Here is a 22,589-nt window from a genome sequence, read left to right on the forward strand (position 1 = left end):
GGTCAGTGCTCCAGTCGGATCTTGGCGCGGGGATCGAGCGCGTCGCGGAGCCCGTCACCGAACACGTTGAGCGACAACACCGTCAGCACGATCATGAGGCCGGGAATGATGGTCAGGTGCGGCGCGGTGTAGATGGTCTGGTAGCCGTCGGCGATCATGGTGCCCCACGATGCGCCGGGCGGCCGGACACCCGCTCCGAGGAAGGACAGCGCGGACTCCAGCAGCATGTCGTTGGCGATGTTGAGCGTGAAGAACACGATGATCGTCGACACCACGTTGGGCAGCAGCTCGGTGATCATGATCCGCAGCGGACCCTTGCCCTGCGCGACGGCGGCCTCTACGAACTCCTTCTCGCGCAGCGCGAGGATCTCACCGCGGATGGGTCGGGCCATGTAGGGCACGTACACCAGCCCGATGATCAGGATCGGGATCCACACGGAGTCACCGGCGATCGTGACGACGCCGATGTCCAGGCCGCCGACCGCCAGGGCCGTGCCCAGCGCGATGCCGAGCAGCAGCACCGGGAAGGCCCACACGACGTCCATCACGCGCGACAGGATCGCGTCGATCCACCCGCGGTAGTACCCGCAGAGCAGGCCGACGATCACGGCGACGACGGTGGTGATCGCGGCCGAGACGACGCCGATGAACAGCGACGTGCGGCCGCCGTACAGCAGCCGGACCATCACGTCGCGACCGTTCTGGTCCGCGCCGAGCAGGTACTGACCGCGCAGGCCCGGTCCGATCGGCGTGCCGTCGGGCGACACGATGTCGACCTGTTGGCCGTCCACGTCGATGGTGTCGGTGATGTGGTTCGCGTCCGGGGTGGTGTGTGCGACGTGGTCCGCCCACAGCGGTGCTGCGAGGCACGCCAGCACGATCGCGACGAACAGCACCCCGAACGCCAGTGCCACCTTGTTGCGGCGCAACCGAAGTCCCGCGAGGTACCAGGGGCTGCGCCCCCGGATCTCGGCAGCCGGGATCCCCGGGGGAAGTGGCGGTTCGTCGGGAACCACCACTTCCGAGAAGGGCGCGGCCATTACTTGATGGCGAACGAGGTGAAGTCCTGGCTGAACAGCAGATGGCGGTAGCTCTTGTCGAAGTCCATGCGCTCAGAGAGGAAGGTCGTGTACTGCTCGTTGCCGTACGGGGCCCACGCCGCCCGCTCCATGTAGGCACGGTCGAGCGCGGCGTACTGCTCCTTGACGCCCGGATCCTCGAGCTGCTTGCTGCGCAGCTCGTTCATCTTCGCGTCGAGGTCGGGGTAGCTGGCCCGAGAGTAGTTGTTGCCGTTGGTCGGCAGGATGCTGGCGCCGTTCAGCAGCGGGCGGAAGAAGTCGTCCGGGTGCGGGAAGTCCTGGAACCAGTCGGCGAAGCCGGTGTCGAGGTCGGGGGTCGACTGGTTGCCGATCGTGGCCCAGTAGACGTCGCCGGAGATGACCTTGAGTGTGGCGTTGAAGCCGAGCTGGGACAGCACGTCGTGGTAGTACTCGCCGATCCGCTTGCGGTCCGGCTCGTCGTCGGTCCACACCGTGATGTCCCGGTCGGCCGGATTCGCCTCCGCGATCAGCGCTTTCGCCTTGTTCAGGTCGGGACCCGCGTAGAGCTTGAACTCCTCGTAGCCCGGCATCCCCGGCGGCAGGATCTGCTGCGAGGGGTGCAGTCGCCCGCCGAACACGCGGTTCAGCGCCTCCGGGTCGATGGCGTAGTTGATCGCCTGGCGGACGCGGACGTCGTTGAACGGTGCGATCTGGTTGTTCATCCAGAAGTAGTAGGTGTTGATCGACTCCTCCATGCGGAACCGGTCACCGAAGCGCGACTTGACCTCGGCGAGCCGGTCGGCGTCCGGCGGGTCGGACATGTAGTCGACGCGGTTCTGCTCGATGTCGGTGACCTGCGCGGTGTTGCTCTTGTTCTGCGTGATGGTGATCTTGTCGACGTTTGCGTCGGCGACATCCGTTGCGCCGGCGTCCTTCACGGTCGAGAAGTTCGGGTTGCGCTCCATGGTCATGGTCTGCGGCGCCTGGACGCTGGAGATCATGAACGGGCCGCTGGCGGGCGGCGGGTCGTTCGTGGCGTCCTTGTCGAGCGGGGTGCTCGGCGGGACGGGCGCCGCGAACGGCAGGCCGAGGATGTTGTCGAACGTGCCGTTGGGCTCGGTCAGCGTGATGGTGACGTCGCCGGTCGCGTCGTCGGTGACGATGCCGCTGATCGTGTCGGCCGTGCCACCGGCGTACTCCTTTGCGCCGACGATGGTCTCGTAGAACACCGAGCCGCCGGAGTTGGCCTTGAACAGCCGCTGGATCGCGTAGGTGAAGTCGGATGCCTTGATCGGCGTCCCGTCGGAGTACTTCATGTTGGACCGAAGCTTGAGCTTGTAGGTCTTGCCGTCGGGCGACACCTCGGGCATGGCCTCGGCGAGACCGGGCACGACCTTGGTGCCCTCCTCGCCCTTCTCGTGCTTGTACGTGAGCAGCGGGGTGTAGACGTTGTACAGCGTCTCCCATCCCTCGACGGTGTACGACAGCTGCGGATCCACGTAGTCGGGGAAGGAGGTCATGGTGACGGTGACGTCACCGCCGCCGGTGCCGGACGCCGAGTCACCTCCGGAATCGCCGCCGCAGGCAGCGATGGTCAGGGTCAGGACGGTGGCGCAGGCCGTCGCCGCGACCCTTCCGAGCATCTTCATCGAGTCTCCTTCGGTGACCGGGGGCTGTCCGGTCGGTGATCTCAAGCAGTACGCCTGTCGACGTGTCCGCAGAGCATCTTTACCGAATTCCGACACATGGCAACTCGAACATTCCGGAACAACGCCGTGTTCGCAGGAAAATCAGGCGCGTAGCGAACGTTTCACCGAAACGAAGACGTGGCGTGCCAGCAGGGGAGGGACCGAATTGCCGAGCTGGGCCTGTACGCTCGCCCGGCTTCCGACGAGTTCGAAGTCGTCGGGGAAGGTGAACAGCCGCTTCACCTCGGCCGTCCGGAGCCGCCGGTTGCCCCAGTGGAACGGCCCGACGTTGGGCCCGGGCTGCGCCTGGATGGTCGGGGAGGGCTTGGCGGGGTCGAGCTTCAGCAAAAAGGACCAGTAGCGGCTGCGCCACTCGAAGCGGGGATCCGGATGTCCCCGCTCGGCGGTGTAGTGCAGGTAGTTCCCGCCCGGCGGGATGTCGGCGAGCAGCGGGGCGTACTGCCCGCGCAGCACCTCCTCGGGCTCGGGATCGCAGACCAGGCCGTCGAGCGCCTCGCCGGCCGTGACGAACGGCCGCTCCCGGTTGCCCGTGGATCGCCGCTCCCAGCTGCCTCCGTGGGTGGGCACCGGCAAGTCCGGCGTCGGCCGGCCCTTGGGTGCGCCGACGATGAACAGTCGCGGACGCGCCTGCGGCACACCGAAGTTGGCGGCGTGCAGGACCTCCATGCGGTGGTCGTACCCCGCCTCGTCGATCTCGCGCAACAGTCTCAGGAGCGCGGGGCGGCTGGCGCGGTTGTCGTAGGTCAGGGCGTAGACGTTCTCCAGGACGAAGGCGCGCGGCCGTGCCTCGCGCAGGACGCGGGTGTACTCCTGTAGCAGCGTGGCATCCGGATCCAGGCCGGAACGCTTCCACTCGAGCCAGAAACCGCTCTTGGAGAACGGCGTGCAGGGCGGACCGCCGAGCAGGAGGTCTGGGCGCTGACCCCGGCGCAGACCGGCGGCGCGCAGGATCTCGGCGGTGCTCGTCTCGAGGATGTCCTTCTGGATCACCGGTGAGGCGAGTCGGGGGAAGTTCTTCTCCATGGTCGCCGCGGCATCGCGGTTGCGCTCGACCGCGGCTCTGACGTCGAAGCCGGCAGCCTCCGCGCCGTGGTCCAAACCACCGGCGCCGGAGAACAACGAGATCGCCGTTCCCTTGCTGCTCGCCATCGCAGAAGCATCCCACGACCCACCGACGAATCGGGGGTACGCGGCCCGGGGCGGGGCTACCTGTCGAGTTCCTTGGCGAGCAGCAGTTCGACCGCCCGCGCGGTCTTGAACGGGAACCGTCGCCAGAACGAGTAGAACTCGGCCTCGGTGTCGAACTCGCCGTGCCCGGCGCGCAGGTCCGCGATCTTGTCGACCGCGCCGATGTACTCCCTGGTGGTGGAGGAGCGGTGCCTGCTGGCGATGCGCCACGGTTGCTGCACGATCAGCTCGAGGTCGGCGACGCGACCGGGGGTGGTCTCGTCGAGGGTGTAGATCCCGAGGACGTCGAGGTGCGAGGTGTACTCGGCGAAGGGCCGCATGACCCCGGGGAACGAGATCTTGGGGTGCCGGAAGTAGGTGTTGCCGGTGTACAGGGTGATGCGGCTCTGCGTGCGGCCCAACGGATTTCCCCGCGTGCCGACCGCGCGCCGCGCCACCTTGATGTCGACGGCGTGGTACCCGCCGCCGAATGCGTCACCGCTCAGCTCCACGTCCGGGTAGCCGCGTTCGGTGCCGCGCGCCGAGGCTGCACCGGCGAGGTCGTCGGCGCGGTCCATCAGGAAGCTGACGATGCCCACCTCGAGCACGTTGGCCAGCGCGGCGGGCTCCTTCGGCAGCGGCAGGATGTGGCCTCCCGCGACCAGCTGCGCCTCGAGGTCCTCGGCGTCGCGAGCGACGAGCGGCCAGGCGTGGTCGCCCTTGCTGCGGAAGACGCCGCCGAGCCCCCAGCCGTAGTCGCCGCACTGTTCCCGAAGCCACTGCTCAACCGGCACCACGGAGGGGAGCTTGCCAGAGCGGGTCAGTGCTTCGCGAAGACGCTGACCCGGCGGCCGGTCGCCTTCGCCTCGTACATCGCGGCGTCGGCGTCGCGGAGCAGGGTGTTCGCGTCGCGCTCGTCGTGGCCGTCGGTGTCGACGACGCCGATGCTGGCGCCGAGGTGCAGCGTTCCCCCGGGGATGTGCACGGGCTCGGCGAGCACGCGCCGGATCCGGTCGACGAAGCGATCCAGGGCGCCGTTGCGCAGATCGCCGACCAGGAGCGCGACGAACTCGTCACCGGACAGTCGGCCGACGACGTCGTCGCCGCGCACGGCCCTGCACAGCCGGGACGCGGTGGTCTGCAGGACCAGGTCGCCGACCTCGTGGCCGAAGGTGTCGTTGACGGTCTTGAGGTCGTCGACGTCGATGAACAGGACGGCTCGCAGGACGCCTGCGTCGTGATGCAGGGCGTTGATCGTCTCGAGGATGTGGTTGCGGTTGGGCAGACCCGTCAGCGCGTCGTGCGCAGCCTGGAACGCCAGGTGCTCGGTGGTGGCGCGCTGAGCGGTGACGTCGTGAAAGGACACCAGGATGGGGGAGCGCTGACCCTCGGCCGGGTAGAGCGGTTGGCAGCTCAGCGACAGCCAGACGCGCGCTCCGTCGGGGCGGTCGACGCCGACCACCCGTCCGATCGTGGGTAGCCCGCTCGCCATCGCCCTGCTCACCGGTCGGTCCGGGATGGGCAGCAGTTCGCCGTCGGCGTCGTAGACGTCCAGATCGTGGAAGTCGAACCGCCGCTCGGCGTCCCCGTCGCCGTGGTCGCGGCCGATGATCCTCCTGGCCGCGAGGTTGACGGTCTGCACCCAGCCATTGGGATCGACGACCAGGACGCCCGTCTGCAGCGCGTTGATCGCCGTTCGCAGATTGCGGGCCGAGCGGTGGAGCGTCGACTCGTCCGAACAGATCAGCACGTACCCTCCGCCGGAACCGGTGACCCCCACGCGAACCCGGCGCAGGGAACCGTCCATGGCGTGGTGCGCCGCGTGGACGACGCCGCGCTCGGCGGCCGCGGCCAGGTCGATGCTCGTTCCGAGCGCGCGCTCGATGGGTGAGGCCAGTGCGAGGTGGGCAGGGCGGCGGTAGAGGCGCGCGGCGGCCGGGTTCCAGCTGGTCACCAGCCCCGACCGGGTGGTCGAGATGACGGCGTCACCGGCATCGTCCACCAGCGCGGCCTGACGCGCCAGGGCCTCGTGGCGACCGCGGCGTTCCGACAGATCCCGCAGGACGAGCTGGTAGGCGTCGGCACCGTCCCACGTCGTCATCGTCGACAGCACCTCGACGTCGAGGTCGGCGCCGTCCGCACGGACCACCGTCGCCCGAACGGCCGGCGACACGTCGCCCGGCCGATGAAGCGAGGCGACGCCGGCGAGGACCAACGGAAGTGACCGGGTGTGGACGATGCTGGACACCTCGAGGCCGATCAGTTCGCGGGCCGATCGGGCTCCGAGCCAGCGTGCGGCCACGGCGTTGACGTACACGAAGCGGCCGTTCTGGTGTACGCCGACGCCGTCGGGGCCGTGGTCGAGCACTGCGGAGATGCCGGCGACGGGGACGTGTGTGCGATGGACGCGTCCGTCGTCGTGCGGGTGGCCGGGACCGGCTCCCGTGGCGGCGTCGTCATCGCCGTCGAAGGGTGCGCGATGCCTCATCGTGAGGCCTCGTTCACCGAATCCGTCATCACCGTCCCCCAAGAACACGCGATGTTCGCTCCGACCGCCCTACCCATTTGCCGTGAACGTTCGTCGCCGCAGTCTAAAAGTTTGCCTGAAACGTTCAACGCTGCCATTCGAAGCGCCCACGATACCGCACTGAGCTGAGCAACCGGGGGGCTCGTCGGGAAGTTTCCACGGCGGCGAAGTATTAGCGCACCGGTCGATTATTCGCTGGACGGTCGTTCCTCGGTTTTTTCCCGTTGTCTCCCAGGAACATCGGCGCGGCCCGCGTCGCCAGTTTCCGGGGCGTGACGGCTCAGCAACCCGGGCGGGTCGGCCCGTTCTCGTCGGTTCGGTGGCACGCGTAGAGCGCGTCGGTCCGGTGGAACCGTTGCCTGTCCGGCGGCGGTGCCGGGGGCGGCCGTCGACCCGCGATCCCGTGAGATGCGGGTTCGTCCGGCGTCCACGCGCGGTCGGCGACGCGTCGGTCTCCGTTCGACGTTCGCTGCCCGGAGCCGTTCGATCGACGCGCTCGCAGGCGGGTGGAGAAGGTTCGTTACGTCAACAGCTAATAATGTGCTGAAAACAATCACAAATACTAAAACTCATGCTCAACAACTAAAAATACCTCCAGTATGGTATTGCTAGAACTGCGCGACAGCGTTGAGCGCAACTCAGACACGACCCAAGGATGGTGCTCCGGTGACGATGGCAGGCATTGCAGAGGTCCCGACCCTCGCGAGTGACTTCACAAGGTTCGCGGCGTGGGATCCGATCGCCGAGTGCACGATGGTGATGGCCACGCCGGCCGCTGAACCGGACATGTTCGCGGACTACCACCGCGGTGCGGTCGCGAGCTACGCGCGCTTCGGCGTCTCCGATGCCCTCGATCCCGACGCCGCGGGGTGCGCCGAGGACACGGCGCTGTTCTGGGCACTGGTCGACGTCGGCGGCGACGTCGTCGGAGGGGTGCGCGCCAAGGGGCCGCTACGCGCGCCGGAGGAGTCCCACGCGATCGTCGAGTGGGCCGGCCAGGCGGGCGAGACCGAGGTGCGGCGGATGATCGAGGCGCGGATTCCCCGAGGCGTCCTCGAGATGAAGGCCGCCTGGTTGTCCAAGGAACCCGGCGGAACGCGGCACCGCGCAAAGATGATCGCCCGCAGCGGATTTCACGCGATGGCAGCCCTCGACCTCGGCTTCTGCATGGCCACGACTGCCGCGCACATCCTCGACCAGTGGCGATCCTCGGGCGGCGTGGTCGCTCCGATTCCCGCGACGCCCTACCCCGATGCGCGGTACGAGACCAAGATGATGTGGTGGGACCGCAGCGCGTTCGCCGCACATGGCGAACCCGATCAGGTCGCGACCATCGTGCGCGAGATGGCTCAGGCCCGCCGCGCGACGGCAGCAGCCGTTCAGGGCCGCGCCGCCTGATCACGAATCCGTAACGACTGGCCAACGGTCTGATCACGCGATCCACCCGAACTATCGGCGAAGTGCACGTATGGTGCGAGCTGTGGCACGACGCGGAGCACCCAGCAGTCGACGGACGTCGACGGTGCTGGCCGCTGCGGTCCTCGGACCGGTGGCCGTCGTGCTCGCGACCGGGGGGAAGGTCTCACCGGCGCCCCCGACCATGGTCGACACGAAGGCCGTCGCGGCAGCCGCGGCGATCGCACCCTGCTGCCTGGAGATCGTCCCCGCGCTGGAGGACGTCGCGCCGGCACCCGCCGCCCTCGCGCCCGGCGGTCCGGTCAATCAGTTGGTGTCGGTGTCCCGGTGGCGGGTCGCCGCGCAGATCCCGAAGCCGCTGCCCGTCGGCGTCGCCTCCGAATCCGGCCTGCAGGTTCGGACCATCCTGGCGGCCCGCGCCATCAGCGCCGCGTTCCCGGAGATCGATCACATCGGCGGTGTCCGCGCCGATCCGCTGCCGTGGCATCCCAACGGTCTGGCCATCGACGTGATGATCCCCAACGCCGGCTCGGCCTCGGGCATCGCGCTGGGCAACGAGATCGTCAGGTTCGTGATCAAGAACGCCAAGCGGTTCGGCATGCAGGACGCCATCTGGCGCGGGACCTACTTCACGCCGAGCGGGCCCGCCGGCGGCGGTGCCGGGCACTTCGACCACGTACACGTCACGACGACGGGCGGCGGCTACCCAGACGGTGACGAGACCTACTACCGCTGACACCGGCCGGTACGTTCGTGCCGTGCACCCGAGATCGACTCCGGGGTCCTGAAGGCCGACGCGTCCGCTGGCGGTCGCGGAGTTCGTGGAGTCGTGGCGGTCGAGCGGCGGGCGGGTGGCCACCTATCGCTTCGACTGGGCGCCCCGCGGCGCGCCCTTCGGCGCCTGCCACTGCATGGAACTCCCGTACCTGCTGGGTACGCCCGAGGCCTGGTCCGACGCGCCGATGCTGGGGCCACTCCGGCGACTCGACGAGGCCCTGGGTGAACGGATGCGTGCGGTCTGGACCGGATTCGCGCGCGACGGAACGGCGGCACTCCCATCGGCGCGCCTGAACTTCGCCTGACCGACGTGATCGGTTACGGGAGAACGGTCTTCATCAGCATGACGTTGTACGCCGACCACAGCGACAGGTTGTAGTACAGCTCCTTGCCCACCGACCACGGGTGCAGGAACGGTGCATAGATGCCCCCGGGGATGTCCGACGACCGGACGAGCATCTGCTCGGGTCCCCATGGTCCCTGCGGCGCGGGAGACGTGCGCATCACGACGTCGTTGGCGCCGTTGCAGTACAGCATCAGGTACTGCCGGAGGTAGGTGTTGTACTGCGCCGACATCTCGCCGACCGGGCCGGGGACGACGGGTGTCGCGGCCGCGGGGTTGCCCGGCACCCAGCTCTGATTGTCGGCATTCCAGTACTCGTACCTGGTGAGGTCGGGGACGAGGCCGGGCTGCACCCGCGAGACGAACGCGGCACCGCTTCTCCCCGCGGGTGTTCCGAACGAGTAGAGGTACGGGTCACCCGGTCCGGGCCGCAGGAAGGCGCCCTGCTGGAAGTTCTCGTTGCCGGCGCCGGGGGTGCGGACCGTCCCCGGGTAGACGCCCCAGTGTTCGCCGTTGTCGGTGGACGCGGCGACCGCCGAGAAGTTGGTCGTCCACGCGCCGTTGCTGTCCCAGTTCTTGATGGACATGAAGTTGAGGTACTGGGTCTTGCCGACCGCGACGCCCGCGGTCGGGATGATGCCCTTCTCCTGCGGGGCATAGTTGATGCTGTTGATGATCTGCTTGGAGAGGTTGGGCCGCCACACCGGTGAGCCGGAGTACGGGTTGCCCACCGCCCCCGGTGCCACCTCGATGCCGCGGGCCAGCTGCCTGTCCTGGGTGCGGAACAGCGCGTTGTAGCGCCACTGGTCGCCGGGGATGCCGCAGTACCCGTAGGTGTCGCCGAACGCGACCAACACCTGATTGTTCGCCGGATCGCCGTTGTCCCACATGATGCCGAGGTCGGTGCCGGTGATGCCGAACCGGTCGATGGTCTTGGTGGGACTGTCGGGACCGGTCACCCAGCCGACGAGTGCGGTACCCGGCGGCGCGGCGGGCACCGGTGCCGCGGCAGGCGCGGGCTGGACGGGCTGAACGGGTTGGGCGACTGGCGCCTGCGCGGCAGGCGGCGCAGCGGTGGTGTTCGGCTGCGGCGAAGGCACGACACCCGCCTGCTGCTGCACCTGACCGGTGCGAGGGGGTGTGAGTGCCTTGAGGATGGCCAGCGGCAGTTGGCCGAGCCGGGGTTTGGGTGCCTCGTCGTTCGCACCGGCGGGACGGTGTCCCGTCGGCCTGCTACCGAACGCGGGAAGTGCCGACGGGCTGGGGATCTCGACGCCGACGCCGGGTGGTGGCTGCGCGGCCGCCGCCGCACCCTCGCAGGGTTCGGCGTTCGCGAGCGGCGCGATGCCCATCGGGAGGGTCAGCCCGACGACCGCCGCCACCGCCATCGGAACGGATGCGATGCGCAGACGCGACGACATGTGGCCCCTTCACCGAGATGAGGACGACGCGGTGACGTCCACTCAGGTCTCGGACAGTAACGAGCAGTGGAGCCGCACAGGCCCGTGATGCGCGACCGAGCCGCGTTCGTGACCGTGTCGCGACCGGTCGTCGGGGTCTTGAGCCGTGATCCGGTCCGGTTCATCTCCGTTGAATCACGTTTGAGCAGCGGGTTACTCGGCCATCTGGCCCTGCGGTGCGATGAACGTCACCATTTGGAAACGATGCGGTGCGGCGCGTCGCGGACCACGAACGGCTCTGGCCCAATTGTGGCGACCGTCAATTTGATTCGGTCGAAGGTACGACATCGGTACAGCTGGTTTGGCTGCACCAGTTGATCACTGAGTAGTACACGAAGGAAGGAACATGACGTTGACGACGATCTCGAGCAGGTCGGGCATCAAGGCGATCGCCATTGCCGGAATGTGTGTTGCCGCAGTGGCGCTGAGCCCCTGGGCTGCAGCCACCCCGTTCACCACCGGCGGTTACGAATGCCTGCAGACCTCGGCGGGTGGGATCGGGCCGGCCGCCGCACCGGGCGCGGCCGCGCCGGGCGCCACCGGAGCCGCGGGAGCCGCCGGTGGTGCCTCGTGTGCGCCGCTCACCGACATGTCGGCCGGTGTGCCCATGGCATTCCCCGGCCCGCCGGTGGTCGTGCCGCCGGTCCCCGTGGGCGTACCGCCCGTGCCCGTCGGCGTACCTCCGGTCCCCGTGGGCGTACCGCCGGTTCCCGTTGGCGTACCGCCCGTTCCGGTCGGGGTTCCGCCGGTTCCGGTGGGTGTACCCCCGGTTCCCGTTGGGGTACCGCCCGTCCCCGTGGGTGCTCCGGTGCCCGTCGGCGGACCGGTGCTCGCCCCACTGGTGGACATGTCCGGCACGGTCGGCGGCAAGGGCACGCCCACCGGTCCGCCGCCGCCCGGCGCCCCGGTCGCCGGTCAGCCGATCGCCCCGGGTCCCACGCGCTGATCTGACCCCGAACCGTCCCCCACCACCCCCGTCGTCCGAGAGGAGCAGAGATCATGCGCACGATCCTTCGCAGTCTGCTCGTGGTCGTGTTGACGGCCGTCGGCGTGGTGGCGGGTCCGGTCGCCGTCGGGTCGGGTGCTGCGGCTAGCCGGATCGGTGAGTACGCGATCGCCTCGGTCGCTCCCGCACCCGACCAGGTGGTGGGAGTGGCGCACCCCGTGGTGGTCACGTTCACGGGCCCGGTCGCCGACCGGTCCGCCGCCGAACGCGCCCTGGGGATCAGGACGACACCCGCGATGACCGGGACGTTCGAGTGGCAGGGCGCCGACACGGTCCAGTGGGTGCCGGATCAGTTCTGGCCGGCACACACCACCGTGGCTCTGTCGGTGGGCAATCGGGTGACCACCTTGCGGACGGGCCCCGCAGTCATCGGCACCGCGAACATCTCCGAGCACACGTTCACCGTGACGATCGACGGTGTCGAGGCGGGCCCCCCGCTGCCGGCCCCGCATCACCGGCCCCGTTTCGGCGAGGAGGGGGTGTTCCCCGCGTCGATGGGCAGGCCGAAGTACCCGACGCCGGTCGGCAAGTACACCGTGCTCGGCAAGGAACGCGACGTGAAGATGGACTCGAGCAGCGTTGGCATTCCAGTCGATTCGCCGGACGGCTACATGCTCGACGTGGAATACGCCGTCCGCTTCACCAGCCGCGGACTCTTCGTGCACTCGGCACCGTGGGCGGTCAACTCACTCGGCTACGAGAACGTCAGTCACGGTTGCGTCGGTCTCAGCACCGAGGACGCGGAGTGGTACTTCAACACGGTGAACGTCGGCGATCCGATCATCATTCAGGAGAACGCCGTCGAGGTTCCTCGTCCCGTCGCCCCGCCGGTGAACCCGGAAGTGCCACGGCGCGTGAGCTAGTGGGGATCTCCTACCGCAGAATGACGACCACGGCGTAGCCGTCGTGATCGCCGGTGGTCGTGTCCGCGGTGGTGTAGGCGTTCTCGAGTGGGACCATGCCGCCGTAGGTGGCCCGGCCGCTGGCGATCAGACTCATCGCGAGCGCGTTGCGGGCGATGGTGGACGAGACGTAGGCGTGCCTGGGCAGGAACTGGTAGAACACGAACGCCTCGGTGCTGAAGGCGCCGCTCCAGACGTATCCCGTACTGGTCTCCACCGGGTCCGGCCCGAAGATGCGGCCGTGGTTGTTGGTCAGCAGGAAGAAGGCGTCGGAGTACCCGAGAAGCGGGCCCGTGGGCTCCTGCCCGTACGTGACGTCGTCGATCCTGCCCTGGAATCCGGTGCTGTGGATGGGCTGCGCGGGGAAGCCCGACCAGAACATCGCGGTGTTGAGTTTGGCGGCGGACTGCGCGGCGGACGACGACGTCGGATCGACGATGATCACGTTGACGGGTTCGAGCACCGTCTTGCCACCGGAGGGCAGCCCGCCGTAGTTCGAGATCTGCCCGTTGGGCTGCAGCATCCACTTGCCGATGTCGCCGTACGGGGTCGCCGCTTCGTCAACGGCGGTGGGTGTCCCGGAACTGAGCGAGGGGGAGGACGTCGTCGGGATGGCAACCGGACTCGGCGCCGGCCCGGTGGGGCCGAGTCCGAATGCTCGTTCGATCTCCCGATGGACCAGCTGTAGTGCGGCCTGCACGATCGGAAACGGCGCGACCGGTGTGTCGTCACGGGGGCTGCTCGCCGACGTGACGACTGAGGTCGGCCGGATATCGGTCGTATTCGTCTGCGTGTCAGTGTCTTTCGGCACCAGGCCCGAGACCGGCGTCCGTTCGTCGGCCGTGGATGCGTGCGTCCGCACCGTGGAGGTCCGGCCGGAAGGCACGGCCGTCATGCCACTGGCACGTGAGGAGGACGATTGCCGACCCATCGACGCATCACGGCCGTTGCCCAGTGTCGTGGTCGGCGCGGTCGCCGACGTCGAACCCGTGGTGGTCGAGTTCGAGCCCGTGGACGTGCTCGGCGCTCCCGACAGGCCGGTGGTCGCGCCGGGCGACGTGCCCGGCGACGCGGAGGCGGTCGCGCTCCCCGAGTCCGTCGGCCCCTCGGCGTGGGCGGTCCCGGCACCACCTGCCACGGCGGCGCCGACGCCGAGCGCGAATGCCAACGCACCGATGCGGCCGACGTGATGCCCGGCTCGCGACGCCGCCGGCGTGCGAACCCGTTGCGTGCGTGCGATGTACGCGGCGCTGTGCCGACCCATGGCCACCCCTTCGTCCTTTACTTCGTCGGGAGTCTATACAGCCCGGTACGCACCGAACCTCGTCGATTCAGCAAAGTCGGATCGGGAGGTCAACGCCTGCGATTGCGGGTCAGGCTGGGCAGCAGCACGCCGTCGACCAGTGCGACCACGGTGTCCTCGGTGGGCGACTTGCCGGGCATCAGGAACCGGAAGACCAGGTAGCCGGCGAGCAGGTCGTTGAGTTCGGTCGTGATGACCTCGGCGTCGATCTCGCCCCGGTCGACGGCGGCCGCGAGCACCTCGTCGTACACCTTGCGCCGTTGGACCAGGAATTCGGTCTCGAAGGCTTCGCCGAGTTCCGGGCTCCGGTCGAGTTCCATCAGGACCGCGCGCATGGTGCTGGCGTGCTCGGAGGACTGCCGGCAGATCTCGTTGCCGATGTGGAGCAGGTCGCCGCGCAGCGAGCCGGTCTGGGGCGGGACGTCCGAACAGTTGGTGCCCTCGATGAACGCGGCGAGGACGAGCCGTTCCTTTGACGGCCACCGCCGGTACAGCGTCGCCTTGCTCGACCGGGCGTCGGTGGCGACGGACTCGACGGTCAGTCGGTCGTAGCCGTGCTCCTGCAGGTGCCGCAGGGTGACGGCGAGCAGTTCGGCCTCGCGCTTCGTCCACCGCGGCTTGGTCTCGGCGGGTGCGGTGGGTGTGGACGTCCGCCTCACGCGCCTCCTTCCGTCCAGATGTTCCATCGGTGTACGTCGATATTGACGCCGTCGCCGTTACCGAATGTGCCATACGTGCAGGCGAGCGGCAGCGTCGCTGCGGTTGCAACTCCACGAACGGTACCGTACGGTTTCGTTCGGTTCAGTGTTTGGGACCAATTGATCGTGATGCGGATGGCCGCATGCGACGGACGTCGAAAGGCTTCACCCGTGGGCGGTTTTCGATGATCGGCGTCATGAAGAGGCACTGGACGGTCCTGGTCGCCGTGATCGTCATCGCCATCGTCGTGTTCAGCATCGACCGGCTGCAGGGGATTTTCGGATCCACCGACGAGACGTCCCGGCCGGCTGCCGACTCGCTCGAGAACACCGGATACAACCCGAAGCGGGTCCTGTTCGAGGTGTTCGGAAGCCCCGGGGCGACCGCGACCATCAACTTCCTCGACGAGAACGCCCAGCCGCAGCGCGTCGACGACGTGCCGCTGCCGTGGTCGCACAACCTGGTCACCGACGACCCGACGCTTTTCGCCGACCTGCGCGCCCAGGGTGACTCCGCGCCGATCACCTGCCGGATCACCGTCAACGGCATCGTCAAGGACGAAAGGTCCACCAGCAACGTGAACGGATACATCGCCTGCCTGGACAAGTCGGCATGAGCGAGCACCGCGAGGAAACGTCCGTGCACTCCCGTCCGGCGCGCCTGATCCGCGCGCTCGCGCTGCCGATCCTGCTGCTCTGGATCGCCATCGCCGTCGTGAGCAACATCGTCTCGCCCCAGCTCGAAGCCGTGGGCGAGGAGCGCTCGGTGGCGATGAACGCGGCCGACTCGCCGTCGATCATGGCGATGCGGCACATCGGCCAGAAGTTCGACGAGTTCGACTCCGACAGCGCGGCGATGGTCGTGCTCGAGGGCGACGAGCCGCTGGGCCAGAGCGCCCACGACTACTACGACGTCCTGGTCAAGAAGTTCAACGAGGACACCAAGCACGTCGAGCACGTCCAGGACTTCTGGGGAGACCCGCTCACGGCGGGCGGCTCGCAGAGCAAGGACGGCAAGGCCGCCCTGGTCCAGGTCTACCTGCGGGGCAACCAGGGCGAAGCCCTGTCGAACGAATCCGTCGACAGCATCCGCAACATCGTCGCGGACACGCCTGCACCCGACGGGGTGAAGGCCTACGTGACGGGCGCAGCGCCGACGATCACCGACAACTTCGAGGTGGGCAACGAGGGCACCCATCTCGTTACCGCCATCACGTTCCTCGTCATCGCGGTGATGCTGCTGATCGTCTATCGGTCGGTGGTCACGATGTTCATCATGCTGCTCGTGGTGGCCGTCGAGCTGATGGCGGCCCGCGGCATCGTGGCGGTGCTCGGTCACACGGGCATCATCGGCCTCTCGACGTACGCCACGAATCTGCTGACGCTGCTGGCGATCGCGGCGGGCACCGACTACGCCATCTTCCTGGTGGGCCGGTACCAGGAGGCCCGCAACCGGGGCATGGAGCGCGACGAGTCGTACTACGACATGTTCCGGGGGACCGTCCACGTCATCGTCGGCTCCGGCCTGACGATCGTCGGCGCGGTGGCATGCCTCTACTTCACCCGGCTGCCGTACTTCCAGACCCTCGGCGTGCCTGCGGCCCTGGGCGTGCTGGTGACGCTGATAGCGGCCCTGACCCTCGGTCCCGCGGTGGTCGTACTCGCCAGCACCTTCGGACTGCTCGAACCCAAGCGCAAGGTGCGTGCCACCGGATGGCGGCGCGTCGGCACCGCCATCGTGCGGTGGCCCGGCCCGATCCTCGTCGTGTCGCTGGCGATCGCGGCCATCGGCGTCATCGCGCTCCCCGGGGCGAAGATCAGCTACGACGGCCGCCCCTACCTGCCCGACACCGCGCCGTCCAACGTCGGCTACACGGCCGCGGAACGGCACTTCTCCGAGGCCCGGCTGAACCCGGAGCTGCTGATGATCGAGTCCGATCACGACATGCGAAATCCGTCGGACATGCTGATCCTGGAACGCGTCGCCAAGGCCGTGCTGCACACCCCCGGCATCGCGCTGGTGCAGTCGATCACCAGGCCGCTCGGCACCCCGATCACGCACAGCTCCATACCGTTTCAGATCAGCGCCCAGAGTGCCGGCCAGATTATGAACCTGAGCTATCAGGAGGACAGGGCTCGCGACATCCTGAGCCAGGTCGATCAGACGAGTCGATCCATCAACATCCTCGAGCAGCAACTGAAGCTGCAGCAGGCCAGTGCCGACGCGACCGACGAACAGGTGCAGGCGTTCCACGACACCGTCAAGACCATCAACGAGGTGCGGGACAACCTCGCCAACTTCGACGACTTCTTCCGGCCGCTGCGCAACTACTTCTACTGGGAGCCGCACTGCTACGACATCCCGTCGTGCGCGGCGCTCCGCTCGGTCTTCGACTCGCTCGACGGCATCTCCGAGCTGAGCGACCAGTTCGGCAAGATCACCGCCAGCCTGGACAAGCTGAATGCGCTTCAGCCGCAACTGGTGTCGTTGATCCCGCCGCAGATCGACGTGCAGAAGGCCAACAGGGACCTGCTGCAGTCGAACTACGCCACCACCGGTGGCACCAACGCGCAGAGCCAGGAGGCGCTGCAGAACGCGACCGCCCTCGGCAAGGCGTTCGACGACGCCAAGAACGACGACTCCTTCTACCTGCCGCCCGAGGCGTTCGACAACGCCGACTTCAAGCGTGGTCTCAAGCTGTTCATGTCACCGGACGGCAAGGCGGCGCGCATGACGATCACCCACGAGGGCAATCCCGCCACGCCCGAGGGCATCTCGCACATCGACGCACTGCGTGACTCCGCGTTCGACGCGATCAAGGCCACGCCGCTGTCCGACGCGAAGATCTACGTGGCGGGTACGGCCTCGACGTACAAGGACATCCAGGAGGGGTCCACCTACGACCTGATGATCGCCGCGCTGGCCGCCATCGCGCTGATCCTGCTGATCATGATCTTCATCACCCGCAGCTTCGTCGCGGCGGTCGTGATCGTCGGCACCGTGGTCCTGTCCCTGGGCGCGTCGTTGGGACTCTCGGTCTTGGTGTGGCAGTACATCTTCGGGATCGAGCTGTTCTGGATCGTGCCTGCGCTGGCGATCATCCTGCTGCTGGCGGTGGGCGCCGACTACAACCTGCTGCTGATATCCCGGTTCAAGGAGGAGATCGGTGCCGGCCTGAACACCGGCATCATCCGCGCCATGGGCGGCACCGGTGCGGTCGTCACCGCCGCGGGCCTGGTGTTCGCCGCCACCATGGCGTCGTTCGTCTTCAGCGACCTGGTGGTCCTCGGGCAGATCGGCACGACGATCGCCATGGGCCTGGTGTTCGACACCCTGATCGTGCGGTCGTTCATGACGCCCTCGATCGCGGCTCTGCTCGGCCGCTGGTTCTGGTGGCCCCTCAACATCCGGCCGCGTCCGGCCAGCCGGATGCTGCAGCCCTACGGCTCGCGCGCCAACGTCCGCCGCCTGCTCGAGCCCGAGCCCGCGGTGGCCGACGGCAGGGAGTCGGACAGGTGATCGGACCGAGGAGAGGAACCGTCGTGAACCCGATGAAGAAGGTCGTCCAGGGCGTTCTCGTCGCGTCGACGCTGGCGGGTCTGGGTGTCGCCGGGGCGAACCCGGCGGCCGCCGACTCGACCGACGACTTCCCGATCCCGCACCGGATCATCGTCACCGCCTGCGACACCGAGCAGTACCTGCAGGCGGCGCGCGACACCAGTCCCGTGTACTTCGAGCGGTACATGATCGACAAGAGCAACCGGCCAGCCGACGTCCAACAGATGGCGGAGGACCGCATCCATTGGTTCTTCTCCCTGAGCGCCGCCGCGCGTCGCCAGTACTCCGAGGACACCGCCACCAACGTGTACTACGAGCAGGTCGCGACGCGGTGGGGCAACTGGGCGAAGGTGTTCTTCAACAACAAGGGCGTCGTCGCGAAGGCCACCGACGTCTGCATGAACTACCCGGCCGGTGACATGTCGGTCTGGGACTGGCCGGTTGCCCGCTGACGCTCGTCCGGCCATCCCGCCTGCGCGACATGGTTGCTCGGGCTCGCACAATCGGGCCGTGACCGTTTACGGTCTACGGGTGCCAAGCATGGATCGTCGTAGCGCAATGTTGATGCTGGGGTTCGGCGTGGCGGCTGCCGCGCTGCCGCTCGCCAAGGCCGGTGCCGAACCGGTCATCGGTGACGCGCCTCCAGGACCACCCCCAGGACCCGGCGGTCCCGCCGCGCCGGCGGCCACACCGCCCGCGCCGACGTTCCTGTTCGCCGACGAGTTCAACGGGCCCGCCGGTTCGCCGCCGGACCCGGCGGCCTGGTTCATCGTCCCGGCCCGCGAGACCATCCGGAACCCCGTCGAGTGGGACAAGCCCTTCAACATGGGCCGGTACGTTACCGACCAGGAGCACGTGTTCCAGGACGGCAAGGGCAACCTGGTCATCCGGGCCACCCGCGGCCCGGGCACGACCATCCAGGAGAAGTACGCCGGCGCGAAGATCGTCGGCAACTGGCGCGGCGGCGTCGGCACGACCTGGGAGGCCCGGCTCAAGCTCAACTGCCTCACCGACGGTGCCTGGCCGGCGTTCTGGCTGCTGAACGACGACCCCGTCCGCGGTGGCGAGGTCGACCTCGTCGAGTGGTACGGCAACCGGGACTGGCCGTCGGGCACCACCGTGCACGCACTGCTGGACGGCACTCAGTTCGAGACCGACAAGCACCCCGTCGACGGCGACTGGCACACGTGGCGCATGACGTGGAAGCCCGAGGGCATGTACTTCTGGAAGGACTACCAGCCGGGCATGGAGCCGTTCTTCACGGTTCAGGCCAATGCGCTCCCGGACTGGCCGTTCAACGACCCCGGCTACACGATGGCGCCGATCTTCAACATCGCCGTCGGTGGCTCCGGTGGACGCGAACCCGCCGGCGGCACCTACCCGGCCGAGATGCTGATCGACTGGATCCGCGTCTTCTAGTCGGCGCTCTCAGCCGTTGACCCCGGTCTGTCCGCCCGGGGTACCGCCCAGTCCACCGGCGCCGCCGGTCTTCTTGCTGCCGTTCCCACCGGCGGCAAAGCCTCCATTGCCCCCGTTGCCACCGGTGCCGGTCTGGCTGTTGCCGCCCGTGCCGCCCTTGCCACCCGTGAGTGGTGCCGGGGAACTCCGACTGGTGTCCAGGGCATTGCCGCCCGCGCCGCCGCGGCCACCGTTGCCGTTCACGCTGTTTCCGCCCGTACCGCCTGCGCCGCCCGTAGCCGGGCCGATGGATGAGGAGCTGATGTTCGCTTCGCCGCCTCTACCACCGGCGCCCCCGTCGCCAGTGGTACTCGCGCCGCCGGTACCGCCCTTACCGCCGGTGGACGTGCCCAACCCGCCAACGGTGAACGAACTACCGCCAGCGCCGCCCGTGCCGCCGGTGCCGGCAGCGCTGCCACCGCCGGTGCCGCCCATTCCGCCGGTCGCACTGCCCGTCCCGCCGGTGACGAATGATTCACCGCCGATACCGCCGACCCCGCCAACGCCGTTGACGCTGAACCCGCCACGCCCGCCGGCTCCCCCCACGGCGTTGCCCCCGTTGCTCGAGACCCGGCCGCCGGCTCCGCCGGCGCCGCCTTTTCCGCCCCGGCTCGAGCCGCCGTTGCCACCGGGACCGCCCGTCGCGTTGGGGTCGACCGAGAAGAAGACGTACCCCTCGGCCCCCGCTCCGCCGTCTCCGTCAGCGCCATTGGCGCCCGCGGCACCGGTGGTCAGACCTGCACCGCCCTGACCACCGAGTCCGCCGTTGGCGCCGTCGCCGCCGTCGCCCGGCCGGGTGTTGCTACTGGCGCCGGCACCGCCCGCTCCGCCGGTGCCGCCGCCACCGCCGGTGCCACCGACACCCTGATTGCCACCCAGGCCGACGGCACCACCGGATCCGCCGGTGCCGGCCGATCCGCCCAGACCCGCAGCGCCTCCGGTGCCCCCGGTACCGCCCTGGCCGCCTTCGATCCCATTTCGTCCGTCCAGGTCGCCGCCGGGACCCCCCCTATCCCCGGTGGCGCCGGCGCCACCGACACCGCCGGTACCCCCGGTGCCGCCGCTCCCACCCTTTCCGCCGTTGCCGTTGGCACCTGCCGTTCCGGGTGTGAGCCCCTCGCCTGCTGCACCGGCGTTGCCGCCTGCGCCGCCCATGCCGCCCATGCCTCCGGTCAGACCGGTGCCGCCGGTGCCCGACGGAGCGAGCGTCGTGCCGCCGGTTCCCGTCGTCCCCGTCGCCCCCTGGGCGCCGGTGCCGCCCACGCCCCCGGTGCCCCCATTGCCACCGTCGCCGCCAGCGCCGCGGACGCCGTTCACCGCGCCTGCCGCGCCGTCGGAGCCGCCCCTGCCGCCCGTGCCCTTCGCTCCGCCGGCCCCGGCCAGTCCCGCTGCGCCACCGGCGCCGCCCTTGCCGCCGTCCTGTCCGGCGCCGCCTGTTCGTCCGTTCTCCCCGGGTGCGACGCCTGGCCTTCCGGGGTCGCCGTCGGCACCGTCGGCGCCGTCACCGCCCTTGCCCCCGTTGGACCCGTTGCCACCATTGCCGCCGTTGCCGTTGATCCCGGCGAGCCCGACGGTCCTACCCGTGCCACCGGCCCCTGCGTTGCCGCCCGCGCCGCCCGTGCCGCCCGCGCCACCGTCCTCGCCGGACAGGCCGTCGGCGCCCGGCGTGGTGACGGGCTTGCCGACCACGCCCGCCACGCCGTTTCCGCCGTTGCCGCCGGCACCGCCGTTGCCACCGTCCCCCCCGACGCCCTGCAGGCCGTCGACGCCGGCCCGGCCGCTGGTGCCGCCGGTTCCGCCCGTACCGGCCGCCCCGCCTGCGCCTGCGAGGCCCGCTGCGCCGCCGTTCCCGCCCCGGCCGCCGTCCTGGCCCCGCAGGCCGTCCGAGCCACCGTCTCCGGACCCGACGCCGTTGCGTCCGGGGTCTCCGGCGCGGCCGCCGACGCCGTCGCTGCCGTCGCCACCATCGCTGCCGTCTCCGCCGCTGCCGCCGTTTCCGTTCGCGCCGGCCGCGCCCACGGTCGACCCCGACCCGCCGGCCCCGGCGTTGCCGCCCGCGCCGCCCGCGCCACCCCGGCCGCCCGACTGACCGTCGTTGCCACTCGCGCCGTCCGCGGTGACGGCAGCGCCGTCGACACCACCGACGCCGCTGCCGCCGTTGCCACCCCTGCCGCCGCTGCCACCCGCGCCGCCGGCGCCCAGGGCTCCGGACAGGCCCGCCGAACCGAACAGCCCCGACGACCCGCCCGCGCCGCCCGATCCTCCGGCACCTCCAGCGCCACCGTTGCCGCCGCGCTGCCCGGCCGTTCCGTCCGTTCCCGCAGCCGTCGCGTCCCGACCCTCGATGCCGTCGGCCCCGTTGCCGCCCGCGCCGCCCGAGCCGCCACGGCCGCCGGCGCCGCCGTTGCCGAGAAACAGTCCCGCGGCGCCTCCCCGACCACCCGAGCTGCCCGTGCCACCGCTGCCGCCGTCGCTGCCGGCGCGTTCGGTCGTGGTTCCGAGTGCACCCGTGGCGCCGCGTCCGCCGTCTCCGCCGCTGCCGATGAAGACACCGCCACGTCCGCCGTCGCCCCCGTTGCGCCCGGACGCGTCCGCGTTGCCGCCGCGGCCGCCGTTGCCGAACAGCCCGGCGTCACCGCCGCGTCCGCCGTGGGCGCCGGCGCCGCCGTTGCCGAAGAAGATGCCGCCCCGGCCGCCGTTGCAGGCGCTGCCGACGCAGTCAGCCGCGGCGTCGGCGCCGTTGCCGACGAAGACGGACACGAGGGTGACGATCGGTGTCGGCCGAGCGGCGAGCAGCGCCGTCGGGGTCGCACCGCCGCCGATCAGACTGCCGGTGGGAGCGGCGATCGACGGCGGGCACCACGCGCCCACGCACTGCGCGCTCACGTCACCGGACGGGTCCGGTGTGGCAAACGCGAGTCCGGCACCGATCCCGGTGGACAACATCCCGGCGGAGAACGCAGCGGCGATGGCCGCCCGACCCGCGGACGTCGCCACGTATTTGCGGCTGGCAGCCCTTCTGCTCGAAGTCCGTTCTGCCACAACTGCCGATCCGTGCCGTCGCGCGCCCACTGAAGCCCCTCGAGGGTAGATCCCGAACTCACCTGAGTTCGGGCGCTACCAGCTGAACACCCCACAGGTCGTGGACACAGTAAACATGTTGCAATCAGAAATAGAAAGATGTACGCGGATGTTCACGGCAAATTGGCCCGAGCGTCAAACGT

Annotated in this window: 19 protein-coding genes; 10 read left to right on the plus strand and 9 right to left on the minus strand. The window is 69.4% G+C overall.

Features of this window, described 5'->3' with window-relative positions; all coding sequences use genetic code 11:
• Positions 1-2: 2 nt before the first annotated feature.
• The 5 genes from G6N64_RS08635 to G6N64_RS08655 all read right to left on the minus strand — a co-directional run bounded on the left by G6N64_RS08635 (position 3) and on the right by G6N64_RS08655 (position 6,404).
• Positions 3-1,040: an ABC transporter permease gene (locus tag G6N64_RS08635; protein WP_163796518.1), complete on the minus strand. Its 1,038-nt coding sequence runs from the start codon at positions 1,038-1,040 to the stop codon at positions 3-5.
• Positions 1,040-2,689 carry an ABC transporter substrate-binding protein gene (locus tag G6N64_RS08640; RefSeq protein ID WP_163796519.1) on the minus strand — a complete coding sequence of 550 codons (1,650 nt, stop codon included), beginning with the start codon at positions 2,687-2,689 and terminating at the stop codon, positions 1,040-1,042. The genes G6N64_RS08635 and G6N64_RS08640 overlap by 1 nt, the downstream gene beginning before the upstream one ends.
• A gap of 141 nt (positions 2,690-2,830) precedes the next feature.
• Complete coding sequence (locus G6N64_RS08645) at positions 2,831-3,898, minus strand: DNA cytosine methyltransferase (protein ID WP_163796520.1); 1,068 nt, start codon at positions 3,896-3,898, stop codon at positions 2,831-2,833.
• A 56-nt stretch (positions 3,899-3,954) separates the two neighbouring features.
• Positions 3,955-4,713, minus strand: coding sequence for a type II restriction endonuclease (locus G6N64_RS08650; protein WP_246231049.1), 759 nt, complete (start codon positions 4,711-4,713; stop codon positions 3,955-3,957).
• A 23-nt stretch (positions 4,714-4,736) separates the two neighbouring features.
• Entirely contained in the window at positions 4,737-6,404 is a 1,668-nt protein-coding gene (locus G6N64_RS08655; protein ID WP_163796521.1) for a diguanylate cyclase, read from the minus strand.
• A gap of 711 nt (positions 6,405-7,115) precedes the next feature.
• Here G6N64_RS08655 and G6N64_RS08660 point away from each other — a divergent pair.
• From G6N64_RS08660 to G6N64_RS08670, 3 genes are all read left to right on the plus strand, one after another.
• Positions 7,116-7,841 carry a hypothetical protein gene (locus G6N64_RS08660; protein ID WP_163796522.1) on the plus strand — a complete coding sequence of 242 codons (726 nt, stop codon included), beginning with the start codon at positions 7,116-7,118 and terminating at the stop codon, positions 7,839-7,841.
• Positions 7,842-7,923: 82 nt separating this feature from the next.
• Positions 7,924-8,595: a VldE C-terminal domain-containing protein gene (locus G6N64_RS08665; protein WP_246231051.1), complete on the plus strand. Its 672-nt coding sequence runs from the start codon at positions 7,924-7,926 to the stop codon at positions 8,593-8,595.
• Between the two features lie 85 nt (positions 8,596-8,680).
• Positions 8,681-8,941: a hypothetical protein gene (locus tag G6N64_RS08670; protein ID WP_308206597.1), complete on the plus strand. Its 261-nt coding sequence runs from the start codon at positions 8,681-8,683 to the stop codon at positions 8,939-8,941.
• 13 nt (positions 8,942-8,954) lie between these two features.
• Here G6N64_RS08670 and G6N64_RS08675 read toward each other — a convergent pair whose 3' ends face one another.
• Entirely contained in the window at positions 8,955-10,400 is a 1,446-nt protein-coding gene (locus G6N64_RS08675; protein WP_163796524.1) for a glycoside hydrolase family 183 protein, read from the minus strand.
• Positions 10,401-10,785: 385 nt separating this feature from the next.
• Here G6N64_RS08675 and G6N64_RS08680 point away from each other — a divergent pair, with 385 nt between their 5' ends.
• Positions 10,786-11,385, plus strand: coding sequence for a hypothetical protein (locus tag G6N64_RS08680; protein ID WP_163796525.1), 600 nt, complete (start codon positions 10,786-10,788; stop codon positions 11,383-11,385).
• Positions 11,386-11,438: 53 nt separating this feature from the next.
• Positions 11,439-12,308: a L,D-transpeptidase gene (locus G6N64_RS08685; RefSeq protein WP_163796526.1), complete on the plus strand. Its 870-nt coding sequence runs from the start codon at positions 11,439-11,441 to the stop codon at positions 12,306-12,308.
• A gap of 10 nt (positions 12,309-12,318) precedes the next feature.
• Here G6N64_RS08685 and G6N64_RS08690 read toward each other — a convergent pair whose 3' ends face one another.
• On the minus strand, positions 12,319-13,047 hold the full coding sequence (locus tag G6N64_RS08690) for a hypothetical protein (protein ID WP_163796527.1): 729 nt from the start codon (positions 13,045-13,047) through the stop codon (positions 12,319-12,321).
• Positions 13,048-13,240: 193 nt separating this feature from the next.
• Between G6N64_RS08690 and G6N64_RS08695 the strand changes: the two genes are divergently transcribed.
• Positions 13,241-13,537 (plus strand): hypothetical protein, encoded by a 297-nt coding sequence (locus tag G6N64_RS08695; protein WP_163796528.1) that lies wholly within the window; start codon positions 13,241-13,243, stop codon positions 13,535-13,537.
• Positions 13,538-13,700: 163 nt separating this feature from the next.
• On the opposite strand, the gene G6N64_RS08700 is transcribed toward G6N64_RS08695, so the two are convergent.
• Positions 13,701-14,336 (minus strand): TetR/AcrR family transcriptional regulator, encoded by a 636-nt coding sequence (locus G6N64_RS08700; RefSeq protein ID WP_163796529.1) that lies wholly within the window; start codon positions 14,334-14,336, stop codon positions 13,701-13,703.
• Positions 14,337-14,533: 197 nt separating this feature from the next.
• Between G6N64_RS08700 and G6N64_RS08705 the strand changes: the two genes are divergently transcribed.
• The 4 genes from G6N64_RS08705 (at position 14,534) to G6N64_RS08720 (ending at position 19,326) form a co-directional block, all read left to right on the plus strand.
• Entirely contained in the window at positions 14,534-14,965 is a 432-nt protein-coding gene (locus tag G6N64_RS08705; RefSeq protein ID WP_163796530.1) for an MmpS family transport accessory protein, read from the plus strand.
• Positions 14,962-17,868, plus strand: coding sequence for an MMPL/RND family transporter (locus G6N64_RS08710; RefSeq protein WP_163796531.1), 2,907 nt, complete (start codon positions 14,962-14,964; stop codon positions 17,866-17,868). Before G6N64_RS08705 ends, G6N64_RS08710 begins: the two co-directional genes overlap by 4 nt.
• A 32-nt stretch (positions 17,869-17,900) precedes the next feature.
• Positions 17,901-18,359, plus strand: a complete 459-nt coding sequence (locus G6N64_RS08715; protein ID WP_163801538.1) for a DUF5078 domain-containing protein — start codon at positions 17,901-17,903, stop codon at positions 18,357-18,359.
• Between the two features lie 88 nt (positions 18,360-18,447).
• Positions 18,448-19,326 carry a glycoside hydrolase family 16 protein gene (locus G6N64_RS08720; protein ID WP_163796532.1) on the plus strand — a complete coding sequence of 293 codons (879 nt, stop codon included), beginning with the start codon at positions 18,448-18,450 and terminating at the stop codon, positions 19,324-19,326.
• 9 nt (positions 19,327-19,335) lie between these two features.
• Here G6N64_RS08720 and G6N64_RS08725 read toward each other — a convergent pair whose 3' ends face one another.
• Complete coding sequence (locus tag G6N64_RS08725) at positions 19,336-22,362, minus strand: collagen-like protein (protein ID WP_163796533.1); 3,027 nt, start codon at positions 22,360-22,362, stop codon at positions 19,336-19,338.
• Positions 22,363-22,589: the final 227 nt, after the last annotated feature.

This window comes from Mycolicibacterium sediminis (assembly GCF_010731735.1).
GTDB lineage: Bacteria > Actinomycetota > Actinomycetes > Mycobacteriales > Mycobacteriaceae > Mycobacterium > Mycobacterium sediminis.

Coding starts and splice junctions, on each gene's coding strand:
- G6N64_RS08635 (WP_163796518.1), bottom strand. CDS start 1,040: ATGGCCGCGCCCTTCTCGGAAGTGGTGGTTCCCGACGAACCGCCACTT.
- G6N64_RS08640 (WP_163796519.1), bottom strand. CDS start 2,689: ATGAAGATGCTCGGAAGGGTCGCGGCGACGGCCTGCGCCACCGTCCTG.
- G6N64_RS08645 (WP_163796520.1), bottom strand. CDS start 3,898: ATGGCGAGCAGCAAGGGAACGGCGATCTCGTTGTTCTCCGGCGCCGGT.
- G6N64_RS08655 (WP_163796521.1), bottom strand. CDS start 6,404: ATGAGGCATCGCGCACCCTTCGACGGCGATGACGACGCCGCCACGGGA.
- G6N64_RS08660 (WP_163796522.1), top strand. CDS start 7,116: ATGGCAGGCATTGCAGAGGTCCCGACCCTCGCGAGTGACTTCACAAGG.
- G6N64_RS08675 (WP_163796524.1), bottom strand. CDS start 10,400: ATGTCGTCGCGTCTGCGCATCGCATCCGTTCCGATGGCGGTGGCGGCG.
- G6N64_RS08680 (WP_163796525.1), top strand. CDS start 10,786: ATGACGTTGACGACGATCTCGAGCAGGTCGGGCATCAAGGCGATCGCC.
- G6N64_RS08685 (WP_163796526.1), top strand. CDS start 11,439: ATGCGCACGATCCTTCGCAGTCTGCTCGTGGTCGTGTTGACGGCCGTC.
- G6N64_RS08695 (WP_163796528.1), top strand. CDS start 13,241: ATGCCACTGGCACGTGAGGAGGACGATTGCCGACCCATCGACGCATCA.
- G6N64_RS08700 (WP_163796529.1), bottom strand. CDS start 14,336: ATGGAACATCTGGACGGAAGGAGGCGCGTGAGGCGGACGTCCACACCC.
- G6N64_RS08705 (WP_163796530.1), top strand. CDS start 14,534: ATGATCGGCGTCATGAAGAGGCACTGGACGGTCCTGGTCGCCGTGATC.
- G6N64_RS08710 (WP_163796531.1), top strand. CDS start 14,962: ATGAGCGAGCACCGCGAGGAAACGTCCGTGCACTCCCGTCCGGCGCGC.
- G6N64_RS08715 (WP_163801538.1), top strand. CDS start 17,901: ATGAAGAAGGTCGTCCAGGGCGTTCTCGTCGCGTCGACGCTGGCGGGT.
- G6N64_RS08720 (WP_163796532.1), top strand. CDS start 18,448: ATGGATCGTCGTAGCGCAATGTTGATGCTGGGGTTCGGCGTGGCGGCT.